Origin of the sequence: Psychromicrobium ferritrahens, from assembly GCF_043789415.1 — a bacterium.
Lineage (GTDB): Bacteria > Actinomycetota > Actinomycetes > Actinomycetales > Micrococcaceae > Renibacterium.
On the sequence record NZ_JBDLLW010000003.1, the window covers coordinates 216,422 to 239,305 of the forward strand.

Annotated in this window: 21 protein-coding genes; 15 read left to right on the forward strand and 6 right to left on the reverse strand. The window is 60.3% G+C overall.

The annotated features are described in order from the left end of the window. The first annotated feature begins 22 nt into the window (after positions 1 to 22). Positions 23 to 1,510 (forward strand): glycoside hydrolase family 3 protein, encoded by a 1,488-nt coding sequence (locus ABDK06_RS13050; protein ID WP_394941705.1) that lies wholly within the window; start codon positions 23 to 25, stop codon positions 1,508 to 1,510. Between the two features lie 73 nt (positions 1,511 to 1,583). On the opposite strand, the gene ABDK06_RS13055 is transcribed toward ABDK06_RS13050, so the two are convergent. Then, positions 1,584 to 3,224, reverse strand: coding sequence for an LPXTG cell wall anchor domain-containing protein (locus tag ABDK06_RS13055; protein ID WP_394941707.1), 1,641 nt, complete (start codon positions 3,222 to 3,224; stop codon positions 1,584 to 1,586). Positions 3,225 to 3,499: 275 nt separating this feature from the next. Between ABDK06_RS13055 and murQ the strand changes: the two genes are divergently transcribed. Further along, positions 3,500 to 4,432, forward strand: a complete 933-nt coding sequence (gene murQ, locus ABDK06_RS13060) for an N-acetylmuramic acid 6-phosphate etherase (protein ID WP_394941709.1) — start codon at positions 3,500 to 3,502, stop codon at positions 4,430 to 4,432. A gap of 19 nt (positions 4,433 to 4,451) precedes the next feature. On the opposite strand, the gene ABDK06_RS13065 is transcribed toward murQ, so the two are convergent. Then, complete coding sequence (locus ABDK06_RS13065; protein WP_394941711.1) at positions 4,452 to 5,765, reverse strand: M20/M25/M40 family metallo-hydrolase; 1,314 nt, start codon at positions 5,763 to 5,765, stop codon at positions 4,452 to 4,454. 149 nt (positions 5,766 to 5,914) lie between these two features. On the opposite strand from ABDK06_RS13065, the gene ABDK06_RS13070 reads away from it, so the two are divergent. Genes ABDK06_RS13070 through ABDK06_RS13100 form a run of 7 tightly spaced genes read left to right on the forward strand, consistent with a single transcriptional unit; the run spans position 5,915 to position 14,140 of the window. Continuing rightward, complete coding sequence (locus tag ABDK06_RS13070; protein ID WP_394941713.1) at positions 5,915 to 7,732, forward strand: ABC transporter substrate-binding protein; 1,818 nt, start codon at positions 5,915 to 5,917, stop codon at positions 7,730 to 7,732. 3 nt (positions 7,733 to 7,735) lie between these two features. Then, the gene (locus ABDK06_RS13075; protein ID WP_394941715.1) at positions 7,736 to 8,767 is read left to right on the forward strand and encodes an ABC transporter permease; all 1,032 of its coding nucleotides are present in this window, start codon (positions 7,736 to 7,738) and stop codon (positions 8,765 to 8,767) included. Next, the gene (locus ABDK06_RS13080) at positions 8,764 to 9,663 is read left to right on the forward strand and encodes an ABC transporter permease (protein WP_394941717.1); all 900 of its coding nucleotides are present in this window, start codon (positions 8,764 to 8,766) and stop codon (positions 9,661 to 9,663) included. The genes ABDK06_RS13075 and ABDK06_RS13080 overlap by 4 nt, the downstream gene beginning before the upstream one ends. Then, a complete protein-coding gene (locus ABDK06_RS13085; protein WP_394941719.1) occupies positions 9,663 to 11,324 on the forward strand; it encodes a dipeptide ABC transporter ATP-binding protein in 1,662 nt (553 codons plus the stop codon). The genes ABDK06_RS13080 and ABDK06_RS13085 overlap by 1 nt, the downstream gene beginning before the upstream one ends. Next, a complete protein-coding gene (locus ABDK06_RS13090) occupies positions 11,321 to 12,229 on the forward strand; it encodes a S66 peptidase family protein (RefSeq protein ID WP_394941721.1) in 909 nt (302 codons plus the stop codon). Before ABDK06_RS13085 ends, ABDK06_RS13090 begins: the two co-directional genes overlap by 4 nt. Continuing rightward, on the forward strand, positions 12,229 to 13,359 hold the full coding sequence (locus ABDK06_RS13095; protein WP_394941723.1) for a serine hydrolase domain-containing protein: 1,131 nt from the start codon (positions 12,229 to 12,231) through the stop codon (positions 13,357 to 13,359). Before ABDK06_RS13090 ends, ABDK06_RS13095 begins: the two co-directional genes overlap by 1 nt. Next, positions 13,343 to 14,140, forward strand: coding sequence for a serine hydrolase (locus tag ABDK06_RS13100; protein WP_394941725.1), 798 nt, complete (start codon positions 13,343 to 13,345; stop codon positions 14,138 to 14,140). Before ABDK06_RS13095 ends, ABDK06_RS13100 begins: the two co-directional genes overlap by 17 nt. On the opposite strand, the gene ABDK06_RS13105 is transcribed toward ABDK06_RS13100, so the two are convergent. Both ABDK06_RS13105 and ABDK06_RS13110 read right to left on the reverse strand, forming a co-directional pair. Continuing rightward, complete coding sequence (locus ABDK06_RS13105; protein ID WP_394941727.1) at positions 14,126 to 15,184, reverse strand: mandelate racemase/muconate lactonizing enzyme family protein; 1,059 nt, start codon at positions 15,182 to 15,184, stop codon at positions 14,126 to 14,128. The genes ABDK06_RS13100 and ABDK06_RS13105 overlap by 15 nt on opposite strands. A 14-nt stretch (positions 15,185 to 15,198) precedes the next feature. After that, positions 15,199 to 15,825: a C39 family peptidase gene (locus tag ABDK06_RS13110; protein WP_394941729.1), complete on the reverse strand. Its 627-nt coding sequence runs from the start codon at positions 15,823 to 15,825 to the stop codon at positions 15,199 to 15,201. A gap of 257 nt (positions 15,826 to 16,082) precedes the next feature. On the opposite strand from ABDK06_RS13110, the gene ABDK06_RS13115 reads away from it, so the two are divergent. Both ABDK06_RS13115 and ABDK06_RS13120 read left to right on the forward strand, forming a co-directional pair. Beyond that, on the forward strand, positions 16,083 to 16,937 hold the full coding sequence (locus ABDK06_RS13115) for a MurR/RpiR family transcriptional regulator (protein WP_394941731.1): 855 nt from the start codon (positions 16,083 to 16,085) through the stop codon (positions 16,935 to 16,937). 146 nt (positions 16,938 to 17,083) lie between these two features. Beyond that, positions 17,084 to 17,821, forward strand: coding sequence for a lysozyme (locus ABDK06_RS13120; protein WP_394941733.1), 738 nt, complete (start codon positions 17,084 to 17,086; stop codon positions 17,819 to 17,821). Between the two features lie 46 nt (positions 17,822 to 17,867). On the opposite strand, the gene purN is transcribed toward ABDK06_RS13120, so the two are convergent. After that, the gene (gene purN / locus ABDK06_RS13125) at positions 17,868 to 18,431 is read right to left on the reverse strand and encodes a phosphoribosylglycinamide formyltransferase (RefSeq protein WP_394941735.1); all 564 of its coding nucleotides are present in this window, start codon (positions 18,429 to 18,431) and stop codon (positions 17,868 to 17,870) included. 10 nt (positions 18,432 to 18,441) lie between these two features. After that, the gene (locus ABDK06_RS13130) at positions 18,442 to 19,767 is read right to left on the reverse strand and encodes a cell division protein PerM (protein WP_394941737.1); all 1,326 of its coding nucleotides are present in this window, start codon (positions 19,765 to 19,767) and stop codon (positions 18,442 to 18,444) included. Positions 19,768 to 19,925: 158 nt separating this feature from the next. Between ABDK06_RS13130 and ABDK06_RS13135 the strand changes: the two genes are divergently transcribed. From ABDK06_RS13135 to ABDK06_RS13150, 4 genes are all read left to right on the forward strand, one after another. Then, positions 19,926 to 20,858 carry a glutamate ABC transporter substrate-binding protein gene (locus ABDK06_RS13135; RefSeq protein ID WP_394941739.1) on the forward strand — a complete coding sequence of 311 codons (933 nt, stop codon included), beginning with the start codon at positions 19,926 to 19,928 and terminating at the stop codon, positions 20,856 to 20,858. A gap of 3 nt (positions 20,859 to 20,861) precedes the next feature. Further along, positions 20,862 to 21,509: an amino acid ABC transporter permease gene (locus tag ABDK06_RS13140; protein WP_394941741.1), complete on the forward strand. Its 648-nt coding sequence runs from the start codon at positions 20,862 to 20,864 to the stop codon at positions 21,507 to 21,509. Further along, on the forward strand, positions 21,506 to 22,336 hold the full coding sequence (locus ABDK06_RS13145) for an amino acid ABC transporter permease (protein ID WP_394941743.1): 831 nt from the start codon (positions 21,506 to 21,508) through the stop codon (positions 22,334 to 22,336). Before ABDK06_RS13140 ends, ABDK06_RS13145 begins: the two co-directional genes overlap by 4 nt. Before the next feature lie 86 nt (positions 22,337 to 22,422). Beyond that, positions 22,423 to 22,848 carry a hypothetical protein gene (locus ABDK06_RS13150; RefSeq protein WP_394941745.1) on the forward strand — a complete coding sequence of 142 codons (426 nt, stop codon included), beginning with the start codon at positions 22,423 to 22,425 and terminating at the stop codon, positions 22,846 to 22,848. Positions 22,849 to 22,884: the final 36 nt, after the last annotated feature.

Genomic DNA, 22,884 nt, shown 5'->3' on the forward strand with positions numbered 1-22,884 from the left:
CGACTCCCATAAGCTATGACACATGGTTGATACCCAGGCCGCCCCTGAAGAACTGAAGCGATTGGTCAACGCGGTCATCTGGCCTGGATTCAACGGCCGAACCTTGCCGGAGTGGCTCCGTGAGGAGCTGCGGGAAGGCTTGGCCGGAGTGGTCTACTTTCGGCAGAACATCGATCCGGATGACCCGGCTCAGTTGACCGCGCTCTCCGCGGAGATCCGGGCGGCCAATCCGCAAGCCGTGATCGGCGTGGATGAAGAAGGCGGCAGCGTCAGCAGGCTACAGGCCTCCGCCGGCTCAACCTTGCCCAGTGCCGCAATGCTGGGTCAGCTCGATGATGTTGACCTGACCGAAGCGGCCGGACGACAATTGGCCCGCTTGTGCCTCGCCGCCGGGATCAATCTCAATCTCGCCCCGGTCGCCGATGTGAACACCAATCCGCTCAACCCGGTGATCGGGATCCGTTCCTTCGGTTCGGACACCGAGCTAGTTGCGCGGCACAGTGCGGCTATGGTGCGCGGACTCCAGTCGCTCGGCGTCAGCGCCTGCGCTAAGCATTTCCCCGGTCATGGGGACACGGTGACCGACTCCCACCTGGGGCTGCCCCGTCTGGAACTGGAGTTGGCGGAACTCCGGGCCAAGCATCTGCCCCCGCTCAGCGCTGCGATCAGCAATGGCACTCAAGCGGTGATGACGGCGCATATCGTGGTGCCCGGTCTGGGCAGCCCGGAACAACAAGAACTGCCGGCCACCCTGAACCCGGCAGCGGGTGAGCTGCTCAGGGAGCTGGGTTTCCACGGCGTGCAGATCACCGATGCCCTCGATATGGCGGCGATCCGGGCCACCGTGGGTTCCGGCCCCGGAGCAGTGCAGGCGATGCTAGCCGGCGCGGATCTGTTGTGCCTGGGAAACCCGGATAACCCGGGCAGCAAAACAGACGAAGCGGAATATCAGGAGGTCTTCCGGGCACTCGTCTCCGCTGTCTCGGACGGCACCTTGCCGTTGAGTACGCTGCGCCGTGCCCAGCGCAAGGTGCTGACTCTCGCTCAGTGGTGCGAGAACCAGCAGGCGAAACCAACGATCCCGGAAAAAACAATCGACTGGCTGAGTCTGATCAGCCAGGCCTGTACAACGAACGCACCACAGATGCCTCGCTTAGCAGAAGGCGGGGTGCAGTTCTTCGATCTTCGCGGCACCCAGAATCTGGCCACCGGGAAGGTCGGCAATTTCTTTTCCACCGCGCTTTCCGCATACCGGCACGTCGAAGTTCGAGACAGAGAAGAACTGTTCAACCCCGCAGCGTCGAATGTTTCGTTAGTTGTGCTGGCGGATTCTCTCACCAATAGCGGGGAGCAGTTCTCCCAGCTGGAAAAACTGGCGGAGATCAGCCCGCAGGCCATCTGCATCAATGCCGGTTTAGCTCCCGGTCTGGATCCTGCAATTCGCACCCTCAACTGCTTTGACGCTTCCAGAGTCAGCGCGCAGGCTGTTGCGCAACTACTCGCCGGCTAAATTCTCGGCAGACACAGCGGGAAGAAGACCGAAGCATTCTCCCCGCTGACCTAGAACGCTTTTGGTGATGGATCTAGTGTTTGTTTTTCGGCTGTCGACGTTTACTCAGAACCAGAAGAGCCAGCACGCCCAAGATCACCGCTCCGCCGCCCGCCCAGAGTAAGGGCTCCGTGCTACTTCCGGTGTTTGCCAACGGTCCGGTGGATTTGGCTGCCTGCTCAATTGCTGGCTGGTCTTGATCGCCGAGTCCCGCTCCGCCGCTGGCTGCTTTTCCCGCGCCGGCAGTCTGAAGGGCTGCCGAGCTTCCGGCCCCAGCGGCAGAACCCGCGGCACCCGCCGCCGAACCTCCGTTAGCAGCGGGATTCGAGCCGGAATTTGCCGGATGACCTGAGCCAGGATCTACCGGTGGACTCGGCTCGGGCTTTACCGGCACAGTAATAGCTTTCGTCACTGTCATCGGAGCGTTGGAGGCATCTAATGCCGCCTCTAACGACTTATCGTCGAGCAAATAACGCTGAAAGTACTTCGTCAGATATTCCGCAGCGATTCCGCGCTGTTGTTGCTCGGTCAGTTCTTTCACCTGACCACTCCCCGCAAAGAGAGCCTGACACGTGCCCTGTGGGTTGGGGTCCGGGTGCAGAGCGTCGTCGGTCGCCTCAGGCAGCTCGCTCGACGGAGCCCACCGGGTATTAAAAAAGTTGTGGACGCCGCCGGATAAAATCACATTGCGGTATTGCGGAAGTTTCGCTTCTTTGGCCAAGCTATCGATCAGTGCGTTGCTCCCCTGTGCAACCGAATCGCAATTGCCTCCGAACATCGTGAAGGGAATCTGTGGTCCCGGAAGATCCTGGGTGTCCTCGTTGGCTGGAAAATTTCTGCCGATGAAGGACGGAGCGAGTGCTGCAACGGCTTTGAGCTGGACTCCCGCAGGCACCTCAGATAGATAGGCTTGGGAGGCTTGATTGATGACGCCGCCGCCGCCTCGTGAGTGGCCTAAAGTACCTACTCGGGTCATATCGATCCTCTGCAGATCCAATATATTGGCACCGGCCGATTTAAACGCATTGGCCAAAACGCCGGTTCCCTGAGTGGTGAATTCTTGCCATAGGCCCATCTGTTTATTGAGCAGATTCGCTCTTGTCCTTCGATTATCTCCTTGCAACTGATTGAGACCGTCAGCGGCGATACTCACCGTCGCAATACCTTTTTGAGCCAGGGATTGAGCTAGATATTCATAGCCGAGATTGCTTTTGGTCGGGGTGCTTCCCGATGGGCAAGGCCAACCGCTCACACTTGAGTAATAATCTTTTCTCGCTGCTTTCACCTCGGGTGGTAAGGGCGTACCGTCTGTCAGGAACTTTGTCGCGTTATTATCCAGGGCTCCTGGCAACCCGGCTGTATGCAGAGCATCCTGATAGCTTTTCCAGGTCGTGGAGTTGAGACAACCAATCCATGAACCGTGGAGTAAGAAGACCACGGGCACTTTGCCGTGGGCAGGCCGCGCTGGCAGATAAACCCTGCCAGCCAACTCGCTCATCCCGCCATCGCTCAGGCCCGGATCAGCAAACGCAGTTTGGCCAAGGTCATAATCAAAAGAGCTAAGACCGGCGACGTCGTTGCCAGCCGACGCAGCATGTGCGACGCTCGGGAAAACCCCGGCGAAGCCAAGACTGAGCGCGCCCAAGGCCGCGGACCATCTCAAAACTTTACCCATTAGAAACACTCCCTCAGATCGACCTCCTAGTGGACAAGGTCGACAGTCATAAATTGAGAACGATTCTCACATAACCCGAAACCCTACGGTCCTAAACATAGGTATACAAGTTGCATCGGCGCATCCACAGCAAGCCCCCAGCTGAACTGAGCCAGCCAGAGGGAAGATCTCGGGCGGCACTCAGGCACCTATCGGCCGAATGTCGCAAATTTACAAGCCTTTTAACGAGCGTGTAGATTATTTACGATGGCTGGAATAAGGACCTGGTGACCTGCATGGATAAATACACGGAGCTGCGCGCCGAGCTGGCGACTCTCACGACGGAAGCCTCCAACCCAGCACTCGACGACCTGGCAGCCATGTCCACCCTCGACCTGGTCTCCGCGATGAACCAGGAAGATCTCAAAGTCCCTCTGGCCATCGGCACCGCCGTCTCGACCATTGCGAACATCATCGATCAGCTCGTCCTGAGGATGCGGCAAGGCGGCAGATTGATCTACGTCGGAGCAGGAACCCCCGGCCGACTCGGCGTGCTGGATGCCAGCGAATGCCCGCCAACCTTCGGCACCGATCCTGGGCTGGTGGTCGGGGTGATAGCGGGCGGCGATAGCGCTCTCAAGAATGCCATTGAAAACATCGAAGACAGCGCTTCAGCCGGGTCCAGGGACATAGCAGCCTTTGACCTGAACGGCCACGACACGGTCGTCGGCATCTCAGCTTCGGGGCGCACTCCCTATGTACTCGGTGCCATCGAGACCGCGAAAGCCTCCGGCGCACTCACCGTGGGCTTCGCCTGCAATGCGAGGTCTCCGCTCGGAAATCTCGCCGAGCTAAGACTCGAGATCGAGGTAGGCCCTGAGTTCCTCACCGGCTCCACCCGGCTCAAAGCGGGCACCACGCAGAAAATGGTGCTCAATATGATCAGCACTCTCGCCATGGTGCGATTGGGCAAGACTTACCGCAATCTGATGGTCGATCTGCAGGCCGGCAATGATAAATTGCGCGCCCGCAGTGAGCGCACCGTGATCCGGGCCACCGGGGCCGACCCTCGAGCCGCCTCGGCCGCCCTGGACTCAGTGGACGGATCGGTCAAGGCAGCGATCCTGGTACTGCTCACCGGGCTCTCTCCTGCGCAGGCGGCAAGCGCCTTGGAGCGTCGAGCAGGCTTTCTGCAGGAAGCTCTCAAAGACTCCCAGCCGAGCCTCTGAAACACTCCCCCGTTTCGACTCAGACATGGCTCAAGAAGTCATGCAGGATGCGCTGCCCGGCACGCACACTGGCCACCGGGATTCGCTCATCCACTCCGTGCACCCCTTGAGGGCTCCGGCCGTCCGGATCGGCTCCGAGCGGCGAAAATCCATAGCAGGAAATGCCCAATGAGCTGAAAGCCTTGGCGTCGGTTCCGCCGCCCATGCAATACGGCACGACGACGGCGTCGGGGTCGTAACGCATGATGCTGTCGGTCATTGCGGCGAACCACGGCGAATCGATCTCCGAGCTGACAGGTGATTCGTGTGCGATGAAGCTCCTACTGATGGCGGGCCCGAGCAGCTCGTCCAGGGTGGCCAAGGTGCTCTCCTCTGCCCCGGGCACACATCGAACATCGATATCGGCCTCTGCAACCCCGGGAATCACGTTCACCTTGTAACCCGCTCGCAGCACGGTGGGGGTGGCCGAGCAGCGCACCGTCACGGCGGCCACTTCACCGGCCTCGCCCATCGCCTCGATCGCAGATCGGACGCCCTCTTCACTGCCGAGATCAGCGGTGAAGCCAAGAGCCTTCGTGGTCTGCTCCAAGTATCTGCTGACCACCGGGGTCAGTTGCAAGGGCCAGGAATAGTGCGCCACGCGATGCAAGCCATCGAGCAGGTTTCTGACCGCATTGACCTTGACCGGCCGCGATCCATGACCGGAGACACCCTCAGCCCTTACTCGCAGGTGCAGGGTGCCACGCTCCGCTGTAGCTATCGGATAAAGCCTGACGGTCGAACCGTCTGAGGCTTTCAGCAGCTGAGCCGCGCCACCAGATTCACCGATGGCAGCCTGCACCCCGGCGAAGAGTTCGGGATGCTCCGCCACCAGCCAGGCAGCCCCATAGTCACCTCGATCTTCTTCGTCGGCCACGAAAACTACCAGCACATCCCGCTGCGGTCGCTCCCCGCTGGCAGCCCACTCCAGCAAGGTGGCCAGCGTCATGGCCACCATGTCTTTCATATCGCAGGCACCCCGGCCATGAATATAGCCGTCCTTGATCAATCCGCTGAAGGGTTCAAGGCTCCATTGCTCTGCTTCCGCCGGAACCACATCCAGGTGCGCCTGCACGAGCAATCCGGGGAGTTCTCGCCGCTTTCCGGGAACTCGAAGCACTAAAGAGAGCCGTTCCGGATCAGGACCCATTAATAAAGGCTGATAACCGGCGGATTTCAGCTTTTTCGCAATGAATTCGGCGAGTCGCCTCTCCCCATTGCTCTTTCCTTCGCCAAAATTACTGGTATCGAATCGGATCAGTTCTGCGCATAGCTCAGCTGCATCCACGATCACAATAACCTCCGGGGGTTCTTTTCCTCTCCCTGAGACTATAGGGTTCTGGTAAGTAATTTCCACCGCTATTAACAATTTTGTAATTTATTTACCTTAAGCTCGATACGATTCATATGACGGCTCGACTAAGGATCCAAGGGGTTCACCGAATGAAGAAGATCACCGTGAAACGCTGGACGGCGGGCCTGCTCAGCGCCGCTCTCATCCTCACCCCAGCGGCCATCAGCGCACCGGCTGCCAGCGCAGATAGCGCCGTTTCAGATGGCTCCGGAACCAACCTTAAGCTCGCGCTGATCGGCGATATCGATTCACTCAACCCTTTCATCTCCATCACCGCCACCGGGACCAATATTTTGACTCTGCAGTACCAGAACCTGGTCGCCTGGGGCGTGGACAATGAGCCGGTCGGCGGACTGTCTGATAAGTGGGAGCACAGCGCGGACGGCAAGACCTGGACTTTCCATATGCCCTCCGATCGCAAGTGGTCCGATGGCGAGCCGATCACCGCTGACGACGCCGTCTGGACCTTCAACGCGATCAAAAACAATGCGAAGCTCAAGCAGGCTAATGGTGCCCTGGTAGCCAACGTGAAGAGCGTGGAAGCCAAAGATTCCGAGAACCTGGTGATGACGCTCAATAATGTACAAGCCCCCAACCCGGGTGGCGATTTACCGATTATGCCCCAGCACATCTGGTCCAAGCAGTCCGATCCGACAACCTACGCCAATGACAAGGACACCGTGGGCTCTGGCCCCTTCGTGATCAGCAACTACGATAAAGCCGCCGGTGTGACGATGAAGGCCAACCCTTATTTCTGGAAGGGTAAGGCCAAGGTTGACGGGATCATCTGGGCCCCCTATCAGAACAGCGACGCCGCCGTGCAGGCGCTCAAGAACGGTGAGATCGACGTCGTGGGCAGATTGACGCCGGCTCAGTTCGAGTCCCTCAAAGGCCAAGCTGGCATCACCACCAACGCTGGCCAAGGCCGCCGTTACAACGCGATAGGCATTAACCTCGGAACTAAATCCAAGGACGGCAAGCTGCTCGGTGACGGCAACCCCGCCCTGCAGGACGTGAACCTGCGCCGGGCCATTGTGATGGCGATGGACAATAAGACCCTGCTGGAAAAAGTCCTGCAGGGCCTGGGCACCCAGGGCACCGGCGAAGTGCCGGCGGCTTATTCGCTCTACCACTGGGACATTAATCCCGCCGATCTGCCGCTCAAGTTCGACCCAGACGCCGCCAATAAGCTGCTCGATGAGAACGGCTACACCAAGGGCGCCGACGGCATCCGGCGAGATAAGACCGGAAAGCCGCTCAAGCTGCGCCTGCTGGGCCGGAACACCGATCCGACGCATCAGCAGATCGCTGACTACCTCAAGCCGTGGCTGAAGAATATCGGCATCGATGTGGTGACCACGATGAAATCCAACGCTCAGGTCAACGATGATTCCGGCAAGGGAAACTTCGATCTGTACTTCACCGGCTGGGGCATCGGGCCGGATCCGGACTACCAGCTCTCGATCAACCAGTGCTCCTCGCTGCCGGATTCCGACGGCAGTAACAACACCACGGAGAACGGGCTGTGCGATCCCAAGTTCGATGAGCTCTACAAGCAACAGCACGCCGAATTGGATCAGGCCAAGCGCAGCGATCTGGTCAAGCAAGCGCAGCAGCTGATCTACAACGCCGCGGTGAACAATGTGCTGTACTACGCCAATTCGCTGGAGGCCTATCGTTCGGATAAGTTCCAGCCCTTCACCACTCAGCCGTCAAAGGGCGGTGTGATCACCGAGCAGAATGGCCCGTGGGGTTACTACAGCGCCACTCCAATCAATTCGGCGAGCGCTTCCGACGCGGGCTTCAACTGGGCCTGGGTGATCATTCCGGTGGTGGTTGTGGTGTTGGCGCTGATCGCCTTCCTGCTCTTCCGCCGTCGTAGCACTACTGCCGACGACCGGGAGTGATCTTTGGCCTTGCCGCTGGTCGATGAGGCCAGCATTGCAGCGGATCTCGACGAACCCCGCAAGGGGTCGTCGTGGCCACGCTACCTGGCTTTCAAAGCGGGCGGCACCCTCATCTCTCTGGTGATGGTGGTGATTCTGGGCTTCTTCGCCTTCAGAATTCTCGGTGATCCGGTCAACTCGCTCACCAAAGGCCGGAACGTCACGGCTGAGCAGAAGGAAATCCTGATCAAGCAGTACGGCCTAGACCAACCGCTGCTAGGCCAGTTCTGGCACTATCTGACTGATTTAGCCCAGGGCAGACTGGGCGATTCCTACTACTTCAGCAAACCCGTCTCCAGCCTGATCCTGGAGGGCCTCGGGCCGACGCTACTGCTCACCGGAAGCGCGGCGCTAATCTCCATCGTGCTGGGGCTCTGGCTCGGTCAGCGGGCGGCTTGGAAGCACGGCAGTGGCTTCGATCGCAGTCAGACCGGAATCGCCCTGGTCTTCTGGTCCGTGCCGACGTTCTGGTTGGGGCTGCTAGTGCTGCTGCTGTTCGCCGGGGTACTGCACTGGTTCCCGACCGGCGGCATGGTGACGGCGGGGAGTCAGTTCACTGGCCTGGCTTACCTCTGGGATGTGCTGCGTCATATGGTGCTGCCGGTGCTCACCATGGTCGCCGTGGTCTATGCGCAGTATCTGATGGTGATGCGCGCTTCGCTGCTCGAGGAGATGTCCTCGGATTACCTGGTGACGGCCCGGGCCAAAGGCCTGCGTGAGGATCAGGTACGACGTCGGCACGCGGTTCCCAATGCGCTCTTGCCCACTGTGACGCTGATCTTCCTCACCATGGGCGGCCTGGTAGCCGGTGCGGTCACGGTGGAAACCGTCTTCTCCTGGCCCGGGCTCGGACTGCTGACCTTCAAGGGCCTCTCCACGCCCGATCTGCCCTTATTGCAAGGGACCTTCGTAGTGTTCTCCTCGATTGTGATCCTGACGAACTTCTTTGCGGATATCGTCTATCGATTGCTCGACCCGAGGCTGCGTGCCGGATGAGCACCTCGATCAGCAGGCTCAGTGTCGCCCAAGCTCGGCGGGTGCAGCGCAGCAAAGAGATCTGGCGAGAGTTCTCCGCGAACCGCGCAGGGCTGATCGGCCTGATCGGCCTGCTGCTGGTGATCGGATTGGCTCTGCTGGCACCGCTGCTGGCTCCGGCTGAGACCTTGGACGTCACCAGAATCACCTCCCCCCAGAATCAAGCTCCCAGCTGGGCCAATCCGCTCGGCACCGATCCGGCCGGCCGCTCAGTGCTGGCAATGTTGATCTGGGGCGCCCGGATCTCGCTGCTGGTCGGCTTCTGCGCCACCGTGGTCTCCATGGTGATCGGCACTTTGATGGGAATGGCCGCCGGTCACTTCCCCGGCATCGTGCAAGCGGTGTTCATGCGGATCATCGATTTCTTCCTGGTGCTGCCCGGGCTCGTGCTGGCCATCGTGCTGTCGCTGGTGATCGGTCCCGGCGCTTTCACCATTATCCTGGCGATCGGCGTCACGTCCTGGGCCGGTACGGCTCGCCTGGTGCGCTCGCAAACGCTTACCGTGGAAGCGCGTCCTTATATCGAACGGAGCTGGGCACTCGGCGCCTCGCACTGGCACATCATCGCTAAGCACGTGCTGCCGGCCGTTTTGCCCCTCGTGCTGGCTAATACCACCTTGACCGTGGGATCGGCGGTGATCGCCGAATCGACCCTTTCCTTCTTAGGGCTGGGTGATCCGGGCAGTATCTCCTGGGGGTCGATGCTGAAATCTGCTCTCGACACCGGTGCCGCGACCGCCGGTTTCTGGTGGTTCATTCTGCCGCCAGGAATTGCCATCGTGCTGGTCGTGCTGTGTTTCACCCTGGTCGGCCGCGCTTTGGAATCCGTGATCAATCCCACCTTGCGAGGCCGCTGATGCTCGGCTTGACCTTTACCGACTTCACCGTGAATTACCGGACTCACACCGAGAACGGCCCCGGACAGCTCACCGCGGTGGACGGCGTCACCCTACAGATCCCGCCGGGCTCCACGGTGGGCCTCGCCGGGGAATCAGGCTGCGGAAAGTCCACCCTAGCGATGTCGGTGCTGCGGCTGTTGCCGGCCAACGCCACCCTCAGCGGAAGCGTCAAGCTCGGAGACGACGATATTGGCGAGTTGAGCTGGGGCAAGCTTCGTGCGGTGCGCTGGACCCAAGCTTCCATTGTCTTTCAGGGTGCCATGCACTCGCTCAATCCGGTGCGAAAGGTAGCTGAGCAAATCGCTGAGCCATTGCTCATCCATGCCAAGCAGCTGGACAGCAAATATCGCGAGGACTCCGCTCGTCAGGCCCGGGTCAAGGAACTCCTGGAACTGGTCGATCTTCCGGTGAGCAAAGGGGCCAGCTACCCTCATGAGCTTTCCGGCGGCCAGAAGCAACGAGTGATGATCGCGATGGCGCTGGCCTGCGATCCCGAATTGATTATCGCCGATGAGCCAACCACCGCCCTAGACGTCGTGGTGCAGGCTCAGGTGCTGAATGTGCTCAAGGAATTGGTGACCTCGCGGCATCTTTCCCTGGTGATGATCAGCCATGACCTCTCGGTACTCGCCGCCACCTGCGAAAGAATAGTGGTGATGCAACACGGCAAGATCGTCGAAGACGGTCCCTCTGCTGAAGTGATGAAGCATCCGCAGCACCCGCATACCCAAGCCCTGGCTTCCGCTTTTCCGCTGATCGGAGACCCAGCTTCACGCCGCAAGCTACCGGGGTACAGTGCCCCTCCGACGAGCGAGGAGGACGCCAACCGGGAGACCGTGCTGGAGGCCAAGAATCTTTCGGTGATCTTCGGCGGTCGCGGCACGGTCCGGGCGGTGAACAAGGTCGATCTGAGCTGCAAACAGGGCGAGATCGTCGCCTTGGTCGGCCAATCGGGCTCGGGGAAGACCACCCTGGCCAGGACGCTGCTGGGCCTGCAGCGCCCCACCCAGGGCGAGGTGCTGTTCCGCGGCCAGCCGCTGGATCATCACCGCAAGGCCCTCAAGGCCTACCGGAAGTCGGTGCAATTCGTTCTGCAGGACCCCAGCGCCGCGCTGAATCCCAAGCATTCGGTCTACGAGGCGGTAGCTGAGGGCCCGCGATTGCACAGGCTGCCGGGCGATGAACGCGAGATCGTCGGTGCCGCCCTGCGCAAGGCCGAGCTGCATCCGGCGGAACGCTATTTCTCCGCCATCCCGCAAGAACTCTCCGGCGGTCAGCGGCAGCGCGTGGTGATCGCCGGAGCGCTCGCTCTGGATCCGGAATTCCTGGTCGCCGACGAGCCGGTGGCCAGCCTGGATGCCTCGGTACGAGCCGAGATTCTGGCTTTGCTGCTGCGGCTGCGCTGCGAACTAGGGCTCGGCGCCTTGGTGATCACCCATGATCTGGGCCTCGCCTGGAACATCGCGGACCGCGTCGTGGTGATGTACCAAGGAGAAATCGTGGAACAAGGTGCTGTGGAGGACGTGTTATTGAATCCGCAGCACGAGTACACCCGGACCTTGCTGAGCGTGGTGCCCACCAATAATACGATGCGCACGAGCGACTCGGATCTGCTTTGAACTCGCTGGGGGCCTTGCAAACGGGTGATCGGGTTGCCTTGCTCTCCGTCTCCGGGCCACCGGCGTCCGAGCTCCTGGAGCGCGCTCAAACGCTCCTCGAATCATGGGGACTGCGGGTGGTCATCGGCGACCATCTGCAGAGCCCGCATCCCCGGGTGAATTATCTGGCCGGCCCCGATCAGGGCCGCGCCGATGATCTGCAAAAAGCCTGGCTCGATCCGCAGATCGCCGGGATCTTCCTCGCCCGGGGAGGGTACGGCGCCGTCCGAGTGCTCGATCTCCTGGACCTGTCCGCACTACGGGCTGCCAGACCAAAACCTCTCTTCGGTTCCTCAGATGTCACGGCGATCCATGAGTTCTGGCAGCAGCAGTTCGGCCTTCCCACGTGGTTCGCTCCGATGGTTGCCACCCGTGATCTACTGGACGATCCGATTTCCACCGAACGACTCCGGCAAGCCATTTTCACCCCGTACAGCGGCCGGAGCTTCAGTTCACCAGGGGCCGAATCCCTCGTCCGCGGCAGCGCACGGGGCACTCTGACGGGAGGCAATCTCAGCCTGCTCTGCATGACGATGGGAGCGCACGGCGAGCGAAAGCTCTCGAACACCGGAAAGATCGGGCTGCTAGAAGAAGTCAACGAGGAAACATACAAAATCGATGGCTACCTGCAGAACTTGCTGCGGGCGGGCTGGTTCGACGGGATGAGTGGGCTTGCCCTTGGTTCGTGGAAGAATTGCGCTGAGCTCAGTGAAGTCAGGGCGTTATGCGAGGAGCTGCTCAGCCCGCTGGGAATCCCGATCATCTGGGAGCTGGGTTTTGGGCACGGCCCGGCGGCGCATAGTCTGCCCCTCGGACTGGCTGCGCAATTGATCGCCGACGACAATCCCAGATTGGTGATGGACTAATGCAATCCCTCAGAGCGGATCTAGAAGAGCTGCTGAATCGAGCGGTCGCTGAACGGATCGCACCTTCAGCTGTTTGCGCCGTGGCTATCGATGGTAAAGCGTTAACACCCATCGTGGTCGGTGATGCCGTAAGTTTTGACGACGCCGGTCAGCCGCTTCCAGTGCATGCCCGGATTAAGGCAGAGCCTAGCACTCTCTACGATCTGGCCTCGATCACTAAAATCTTCTCCGCTCTGACGGTGCTCAGCTTGGTCGATGAGGGTCGGCTCGAATTAGGTGAACCGATAGGACGCTTCCTGCCGGAATATCGAACACCGGCTAAGGACCGCGTCACGCTGTGGCATTTACTCACCCACACCTCCGGGTTACCCGCAACGTGGGAAGGCTGGCGACATGCGCTGGGGTCGGGTCGCGGATTCAACCGCGCAGATCTGGTCGCTGATCTGCTGCACACCGAACTGGACCAGCCACCGGGCATCGAGTTCGAATACTCTTGCGCCGGTTACAACACCATGATGGTGCTCGCGGAGGTGATCACCGGAACACACTGGGCTGAACTCGTCCAAGAACGGGTCTTAGCGCACCTCGCAACTCAGGAACTCACCGGCAGCCCCCGGCTCGAGCACACCGCGGCCACCGAATACCAGCCGGAATGGGGCCGCGGCATGGTGCGCGGCGTGGTCCACGATGAAGCAGCCTGGGCGCTGAGCAGTCACCGTGAGAGCGGGTTGACTGGAAACGCCGGAATGTTCGGCAGCGTCCAGGGCGTCTTAGCGTTCGGCGAGTCACTGAGAATGGGCTCACCAGGCATTCTTTCCCCGGAACTCGCAGCCGAAATGTGGCGGACCCAGCTGACGCCGGAGTTGATCACCCACAGCGAGCTGGACTTCCAGTACGGTTTGGGGCTGGGCATAGCCCAGCGCAGCTGGGTCGGCAATCATCCCGAAGCCCGGGGGCACAATGGCTTCACCGGTACTTCTCTGCTGGTCGACAAGACCACAAAACTGAGCATTGTCTTACTCACCAATCGAGTTCATCCCCGTCGTGAGCTCAGCGATGTCCAGGCCTTACGACAGATGGTTTCAAACCTGGTCTATGATTCCCTGGAGCATCATGCCGGTCAGCTCTGATTACAGCGACGGCACCCCGCTGATTGCCTATTGCCTGACCACGTTGGACGGCGAGGTACTGGCCCAGCGGAATGCCGATACGCATTTTTACTCGGCGAGCACCATCAAGCTGGCCGTTCTGGTAGCGGCATTGCACGCCGTCGAACGAGGAGCGCTGCGACTCGATCAGCCCTTCGCTTCGACTCATACCTTTAACAGTCGGCTCGGCGGAACCTTCTCCTTCGATCCTGATGAGTACGACGACGGAATGGCTCCCGAAGGAGCCTCGATGAGCCTGCAGGAACTGCTCGGCCGGATGATTTCTGTCTCCTCGAATGAGGCGACGAACCTGCTGGTCGAGGCACTGGGTTTTCCCGCGGTGATGGAGGCACTCCGCCGTTGCGGGGCGAACGATTCGACGATGGAGCGGCTGATCGGTGATCTCGCGGCCCTGCAACGAGGGTTCAGCCACCAGATCACGGCAGCGGATCTGTGCAAGATCATGTCGTTCATCGTCTCCGGTCGAGCGGCCGGGCCGCAGAACACCGCCCTCGCCGTGAACTGGTTACGCGAGCAGCGGTACCCGGTGATCGGTGAAGAACTGAAGGAGATGAATAGTGCCCTCGACTGGGGTTCGAAATCCGGCTGGGTCACGGGCATCCAGCACGACGTGGCTTTCGTGATCCCCCGCGAGGCCGCGCCCGGTGAGGGTTATCTGCTGGCGATCTGCACCAGGGCTCTCGCGGATCCCGAGGCGGCCGAGACGATTCGCGCCCTGAGCAGGGCACTATTGCCCTTGTAGGCCGATGATTCCCAGACCCGGTCGATCGGGAAGCGAGATCTCAGGCCCCGCATAAGCGACTCCGCCGAGCACCGGGGATTCTCGCAACCACAGACCGCCATCGAGGTCTTGTGCTCGCTGCGGCAGCACGGTGGCCAAGGACGCCGCGGCTGAGATACCGACCTGACTCTCCAGCATGCAACCGATCACCACCTCCAGCCCTTCGTTGCGGGCATAGTTCAGCAATTCCAGAGCCGCACTCAGGCCTCCTGTTTTAGCCAGCTTGATATTGACCATAGAAGCAGCCCCTAGTCGCAGCAGCTCCTGCAGATCATTCAGGCTCCAGAGGCTCTCATCCGCCATAATGGGTGTCTCCACCGCCTGATTCACCCGAGCCAAGCCGGCGAGGTCGGCAGCAGCGACCGGCTGTTCGACAAAGCTGAGGTTGACTCCGGCGTCTTCAAGCTCACGGATCACCCTGATCGCCTCCTGCGGTTGGAACGCCTGATTGGCATCCGCCCGGAGCATCACCCGCGGGCCCACCGCAGCACGGAGGGCCCGCAGGGCTGCGACGGCATCGTGTTCCGCGCCGATTTTGACTTTCAGGCAGTCGAATCCCTGTTCAAGATGCTCCAGTGCCTTGGCTACCGACTCGGCTCCGGCAGCCACCGAAAGCGTCATATCGGTCTGCACCGTCAAGCCCTGCCCACCCAGTCGGGCGGCCAGCGAAACCCCCGCTGCTTGGGCCAGAAGATCATGCAGCGCACAGTCCAGCGCCGACCTGATCGCCGCCGGTTCCGGGCTGTGCTGCACCGCAGCCAGCGCCTCTTCCAGGCTCTTCGTCGCAAACAGCAGCGCCCGCAGAGGTCCATCAAGACTCCGGATGCTCGCCTCGGCGGAGACTCCGGTTACTTTGCTCATCGGGGTCTCCCCCCAGCCGCTGCGGCCGTGCTGATCCGTCAAGCGAACCAGCACGGTCTCCAGCTCGTGGGCGCTTCGCACTGACGTCTTAAAAGAGTTCCGCAGCGGAACCCGTAGTCGATGGATGCTCAGTGAACTGAGCACTGATGGCTGTGAGACTATGCGGAATACCCCTTCGGTGGAATCAAGCTGGCCAGTTGCTCGAAACTCAACCAGTAGTGGTTATAACCACTGAAATTCGCAGGATCGGCAATATAGACCTGTCGGTTATCCGGGTTGTAGCCGATCACCGTGAAGTAATGATAAATCGTCTGATTCGAAGGGTACCCTGGCGGCTGGTTACCGGGAGGCGCAACAATATTGGCCACAATCGGGTAATTATTATTGATGTCCAGCACAATATCGTTCCACAGCAGATTCTTCTGAGCCTGAGTTGGTGGATCATTGGGCATATTCTTCGTCTCATACCAGCCCGTGCCCAGATAGTTGTTCAGCACTCCAGTGACCTGGCCGATGTAGTCGGTGCCATTGACTGTGGTGCCGAGAGCGTTGGCGAGCGTCTGCTGGCTGGGTGGTGAGATCCGCGCCGAAAGCGCGATTCTGGTGGCCGCCGGACCGCACCAATAACCGGTGGCCTGTGCCTGGTACTCGTGATTGAGAACTCGCGAGTTATCGGCTTGAGCAGGAGCGGCTGCGGCCAGCGTGGCCACGGACCCCGCAGCTACTGCGAGAGCGGAACCAACACCTGTTTTCAGCAACGTTCGTCGATCTAGATCGATGGTCATCTTGTTCCTCACTGATTGGACGTATCCCATGACCTCATACAGCGATGCGTTGCTAATCTACCTTCCGTGACAATAAGTGGTCAATAATTTTCATGGAGATTCTTTCGACACCTCGCTAAAAGTTTTATTGCACTGAGGGTCACTTCATATAACAACCCCGCATTCCAAAATCTTGGCGGTAGATTAAGAGATGACCACTGTGCCGCTATAGTTGGGTACTTGGCGAAAGGAAGCACTTGAGTATTCAGTCGACAATCTTGGCGGCAAAAAATACCTTCTCCCCGTCAATGGCGCGAGTTGCCGAGGCAGTGCTGAGCAACCCCCGTTTGGTCTTGGAGAAAACCATCACCGAGCTGGCTAGACACTGCAAGACCTCGGAAACCACTGTGGTGCGTTTTTGCCGAGGCGTTGGCCTTTCCGGATACGTGCAATTGCGGTTCGAACTGGCCACCGAAATTGGCCGGGAAGCCGCACAGTTCAGTGCCGGAGTGGGCCATGGCGCGGATCTCAATTCGGGCAATACCCTGGTGGACACGGTGAGCAGAATCGCCTTCGCCGAGGTGATGAGCATCGAAGAGACAGTCAGCAATCTCGATATGGAATCGTTGGCCGCGGTGATCGACAGCCTTGATCGAGCCTGCTCGATTCTGCTCTTCGGCATCGGTGCGAGCAATCTGGGAGCACAGGATCTTCGGCGCAAACTCCAGCGCATCGGTCGAATGGCGATGGACTTCTCCGATCCGCACGATGCGGTTTCCTCGGCCTCACTGCTCAGCAGCCATGATGTTGCCATCGGTTTTTCACACAACGGCAATACCTACGAGACCATCGAGTTCCTCGAGGCCGCCAAAGCGGTCGGCGCAGTCACCGTGGGCATCACCAATGTGGGCTCATCCGCTCTCGCCACAACAGCTGACCGGGTATTGCTCACTTCTGCGCGGGAAACCACTTTCCGCGCCGGAGCGATGGCCAGCCGGATCGCACAGTTGGCCATGGTGGACTTCATCTTCACCGGAGTCGCCGAGCGGAGCTACGACTCGTCGGTGGCCGCGCTTAAGACCACCTTCAATTCCGTGACTCCCCTGAAACGGAATCGCAGTAAAACTTCCTAAGCACAGAATTGGTTTCAAATTACCTTTTCTAAGAATTCTGGTAAATTTTTTCCAAAATCTCTGGTGCTCAAGAATCTCTCGGAGTGTACTGGTGTGGACGGTTTCCTCGCACCTTTCGTAACCTCCGTCAGAAAGGCACCGAAGCTATGTTCAAACTCTCCCGATTTCGCGCGCTATCCCTGATTGCCCCCTTGGCGCTCAGCGTGGGCCTGGTAGCAGCCACTTCGCTCCCGGCTCAGGCTGTGCCCACCGGACCAGCGGGTATCGACGTCGCTAGCCATCAGGGCAACGTGAACTGGACAGCGGTTAAAAACGCCGGAGTGAAGTGGGCTTATGTGAAAGCCACCGAAGGAAATTATTATAAAAATCCTTATTTCGCTCAGCAGTACAACGGGGCTTATAACGTGGGCCTGATTCGCGGCGCTTATACTTTCGCCACCCCGAATGACTCCTCGGGCGCCAACCAAGCGAATTATCTGGTGGACAACGGTGGCGGCTGGAGTTCAGACGGCAAGACGCTGCCTCCTATGCTGGATATCGAAGCCAACCCCTATGGCGCCACCTGCTACGGGCTGAGCCAGGCCCAGATGGTGTCCTGGCTGCACGACTTCGTGAACACCGTGCACGCCCGCACCGGGCGCTACCCCACCATCTACACCGCCACCAGCTGGTGGACGCAGTGCACCGGGAACAACGCGGGATTCGGGAACAGTGCGCTCTTCCTGGCCCGTTGGGCGAGTTCCCCAGGAACCCTGCCGGCTAGCTGGGACTACCTGACCTTCTGGCAGTACGCCGACAGCGGCCCGCTACCTCCGGGCGGAGATCAGGATCTCTTCAACGGCTCCTCGGCCGGGCTCCTGGCGTACGCCAACGGACACCCCTGAACCGGCTAGTTCCCGCCCTGTAGCAGCTAACGTCGTTGTGAAGCCTTCAGAACGACGTTAGCTGTCGCAGCGTTTCGATCAGCAGCTCTCGCTCGGCGATTTTGATCCGCTCATGCAGGCTCTCCTCGGAATCACCTTCCAGCACCTCGACCGCGCGCTGCGCAATGATCGGGCCGGTGTCCACTCCAGCGTCGGCGTACATGACGGTGCAGCCGGTCACTTTAACACCGTAGGCCAGTGCATCTCGCACACCGTGCGCTCCCGGGAAGGCCGGTAAAAGCGCGGGGTGGGTGTTCAGATAGCGGTTCGGGAAAGCTTCGATGAATTTCGCCCCGACGATCCTCATGAAACCGGAAGAGACCACATAATCTGGCTGGTAGGAACGCACTTTGTCCAGTAGTGCGGCGTCCCAATCTGAGCGCTCTTCAAAAGCCTTGAAGTCCACCACGAAGGTATCGATGCCCGCCGCAGCAGACCGTTCCACCCCGTAGGTTCCCGGCCGATCCGCGCCCACCGCGGCAATCGTCAGCTCAAGCGAACCGCTTGCCACGGCGTCGATCACCGCCTGCAGATTAGAACCGGTTCCGGAGACCAAGACAACTATGCGCATACCTCGAATCCTATGACTCATCGAGGGCTTCGTCGTCTTCGTAAAAATCCGCTCTCTGCCGGGCGCCTTCTAGCCAAGGCCCTACCGCATAGCCGATCACCACTCCGATACCCACCTCGCAGGCAACCCAGAGCGCTGTGCTCAGCGGGTTGGGGCCTAGAACCGTCAGCCTGCCGATTCCCGCCGAACCGCCGGAAAGCCAGGCCAGCACAGCTGCCAGCAATCCAGCGACGAGCCCGACGATAGCGGCCAGGGCGAGAGTGGACGCCGTTGCACTGAACCAGCGCTGCCGAACTTTGATCGACAGCCATTCGTCGAAGTGATTCTCCCCTTCTCGCAGGAACCACCAGCCCGCCAGCAGCCCCGCGAGCACAGGAATAGCCAGGGCGACCACCCCCCAGCTGAGCTGCCCCACCGGGAGCGCACCCAGCAAGGGGATCGCGGGCACCGGCGGAACCACTGTACCCAGCGGTCCCACACTGGACCCGACGCCGACCGCGAAACCTGGGCCCGCATTCCAAGCCATGGTCCAGACTGCGAGGTTCGGGAAGTAGCCCAGCTGCGCCAAGGTGAGCACGGCGTCACCCATCGGCCCCGCTTTGAGTCCTTGGTAAACGGAGACCACATCGGCCCAGTGCACCGCTAGATTGATCGCGAAAACCAGAGCGGAGATGCCCATCAGTACGATCACCGCCAAAAAAGCTGCTCGGACGGCGGACCATAAGTAGGAGCCGGTCCAGCGTGATTGCTGGCTTACCCTGGCCATTCGTTCCGCCGCGTCGACACCGATCAGCCTGCCCCAGGAACCGGCTTCCCGCCGGGCACCAACAACTAGTCCCAGGGCCACCGGGATGAGCGGGATCAGGGTAGCGGCGGGCAATGCGGCCGAGGCGTTCTGAGTATTGCAGATATAACCGGTGGCGAGTCCGAAGACGCCATAGATCAGCAACGCCCCAAGCAAAGCCTGCCAGAGCTGATCCGCATATGAAGCTCTCGCCAGCCGTCTGCCAGCCCGCCAGCCGAAGAAAAACGGAATCAGGGTGAGCCCAAAAGGTATCAGACTGAGCGATCCGCTCTGCAGATCACCCGACGAAGCGCCGGTCAGCACATTGAGCTGTAAGGGCACCCCGTGGATCAGCAGCCAGGCCTGACCGGCCAGCCTGGCGGCGGCGTCGAAGGGCTGGTTTCCGAAACCACCGGAGAAATAGACAGCGGCCACCGGCAGGATCACCAACAGCGCGACAATGATGGCCAGTTGAGCCGATTCGAGAACCCCCTGCAGCCACAGAGGCATGGGAATGCCGCGTTGACCGCTCTGGCCTCTTGTCAGTTTCATCAAAACCATGCTGCCATGTTTGGCGGCGCTCTCCCACGGACCTCGCCGCTGGAGGGGCTATTTCCTCATGTTAACGATGCTCCTGCCGCTTCTTCACGAGTCGGCTCTCAGATGACTATGCTGGGTGGACGTTGAAAGCGGCGAACAGGAGCATAGCGATGAGCTGGTTGAACAAGACGAAGACGCCCACTGCGGTAGCCGCCCTGGGCGCGCTCTTAGCCCTTGGCCTGGTTGCCTGCAGCCCGGAGGCCTCCGATAGCAGCAGCGGTAACCCGAGCAGCTCCGGCTCACAGTACGACGATCTGATCAACGCCGGCGCCACCGCGGACGACGCCACCATCTCAGCGAACCAGTGGGCGAGCCAGATCAAGAAGAACGGTGTGCTGCACGTCGGCGGGACCCAGACATCGCAGCTGTTCAGCCTGCTGGACCCGGCGAAGGGCAAGGCCATCGGCTTTGACGCAGGTCTGAGTCAGCTGCTGGCCAAGTACATCCTGGGCAAGCCGGAGACCAAATTGGATCAGGTGACCGTTGACACCCGTGAGGATCTACTGGCCAATAAGAGCGTCGATGCGATTTTCGCCACCTACTCGATCACTCCCAAGCGGCAGGAGCGAGTGGATTTCGCGGGGCCTTATTACTCTTCACAGGCCGCGATCCTGGTGAAATCGACGAATGACAGCATTAAGTCGCTGGCCGATCTGACCGGCAAGACGGTGGCCACCCAGGCCTCCTCCACCGGTGTGACACTGCTCGAGAAAGAAGCCCCGCAGGCCAAGATCCTGGCTCTGCCGGATCATGCTCAGGCCTTGGCCTCCGTGCAACAGGGCCGAGCCGATGCTTATGTGATCGATCAGACCCTTCTGCTCAACGCGATCACCGCCAATAAGGACGTCAAGATCGTCGGTGACCCCTTCGGCCCCAAGGACAACTACGGCATCGGCCTGACCAAAGGCACGGACGCCAAGGCTTTCGTCAACGAATGGCTAAAGAAGATCATCGCGGACGGCACCTGGAAGAAACTCTGGCTAGCCACCATAGGTGACAAGACCGGAACCACCGAAGCTCCAGTGCCTCCCACCGTGGAGTAAACCGTGCAGGTTCTGTTCACCCAGTACGCGGGGAACTTCGGTCAGGGGCTGTGGCTCACCGCTCAGCTGACCGTTCTCGGCTTCCTGGGAGCCATAGTGCTCGGCGCGGTGCTCGCCACTTTCCGGGTCAGCCCGGTGCGCTATTTGCGAGGCGTCGGACTGGTCTACGTGGAGATCTTCCGCAATGTCCCACTGGTCTCCTTGCTCATCCTGATGATCTACGGCTTACCGGAGATCGGCGTCACCATCGACTATCTGCCCTCGGTGATCCTGGCGATGATCTTGGTGGGCGCGGCCTTCGGCTGCGAGGTATTCCGGACCGGCATCAATGCCATCCCGCCGGGGCAGATCGAGGCTGCGCGGGCCATCGGGCTCAATTTCTTCGGCGTCTTGAAGGAAGTGGTCTTTCCCCAGGCGGTCCGTTCCATGGTGCAGCCGCTGGTGACCCTGTTCATCGGCGTACTGCTCTCTTCTTCCTTGGCCGGGGTGGTCGGCGTGATGGATCTGACCGCGCAGGTGAGTTTCATCAATAACAAAGAAGCTCTCGGGCTCACCACCTTCCTGGTGGCCGCGGTGATCTATGCGACGATTGCGCTCGGCGCCGGGGCGATCGGTTCACGACTCGAAGTGAAGTTCCGGGTGCAACGATGAGCGCGCTTTTCGATGCCCCGGGGCCCAGGGCGCGACGTCGAGTCCGCTGGCTGACCGCGATCAGCATCCTGCTGACCCTCACGCTGTTGGTGCTGGCCTATGCTCAGTTCTATCGCAGCGGGCAGCTGGCACCCTCCAAGTGGGCGGAATTCAGGACTTCCAGCAGCTGGTCGTACTTGCTGAGCGCACTGGGCAACACCGCACTGGCCGCGCTGGGGGCAGCGGTGATCGCCTTGCCGCTCGGCCTGTTCCTGGCACTGGGCAGGCTGTCGAAAGCGAAGTTCCTGCGCTGGCCGTGCACCGCGGTGATCGAGTTCCTGCGTGCCGTGCCACTGCTGCTCATCATCTATATCTTCATGTCCGGGTTACCCAACTACGGGGTGAACCCCGATGTGTTCTGGAAGCTGGTGATTCCGATCGGCATCTGCTCGGGTGCCACCATCGCCGAGGTTTTCCGAGCCGGGGTGCTCGCTCTGCCCAAGGGACAGAACGAGGCCGCCATCGCACTCGGCCTGTCCAAAGCTCAGGCTCTGCGGATCATCGTACTGCCGCAAGCCGTTCGCATCGTGCTGCCGGCACTGATCGCCCAGGTGGTGATCCTGCTCAAAGACACCACCCTGGGCTATGTGGTTTCTTATGGCGAACTGCAACAGGCCAGCAGCGTTCTGGTGGCCTCCACCGGCCACTTGGTGCAGACCTACCTGATCGTCACGGTGATCTACATCGGCCTGAACATCCTGATCTCGCAGGCCGCCTCAGCGATTGATCGCAGGCTCTCCAGACGCCGAGCGGGCAACCGAAGCCTAACTACTGAAGCGATGACCTAGTCCAAGCCGGGGGCCGACGATTCTGGCAATTAGCTCCGGCAAGCACTAAGTTCGAGACTACGACGACCGAAAGAGGAGAAACAGCAATGGCAATCAGGCTGAGTCATCTGGCACTGCGTTTAGCGAGCGGCGCTTTTATTCTCAATTCCGGCGTGGGTAAACTCAATCTCGACGCCGAGCATGCTGGGCAACTGCAAAAACTGGCGCTCAATGCCTTCCCCCAGCTGGCGGATCTGGAAGCCGAGAAATTCGGTAAGCTGCTCAGCTACAGCGAGGTGGGGCTGGGCGCTTCGCTGCTCACCCCCTTCCTGCCGAGCAGGCTCGTCGGCTTGGCGCTCACCGCTTTTGCCGGGTCGATGGTCTATCTGTATTTGAAAACCCCTGGAATGACCGAAGCCGACGGCATCCGGCCCACCCAGCAAGGCACCGCGCTCGCCAAAGACATCTGGCTACTGGCCATCGGCTTGGCCTTGCTGCTGGACGGTAAGAAGCGGAAGAAAGTTTCGGAGTAGTTCGCTGAATCACTGAGGGGGCCCGATCTGATGATC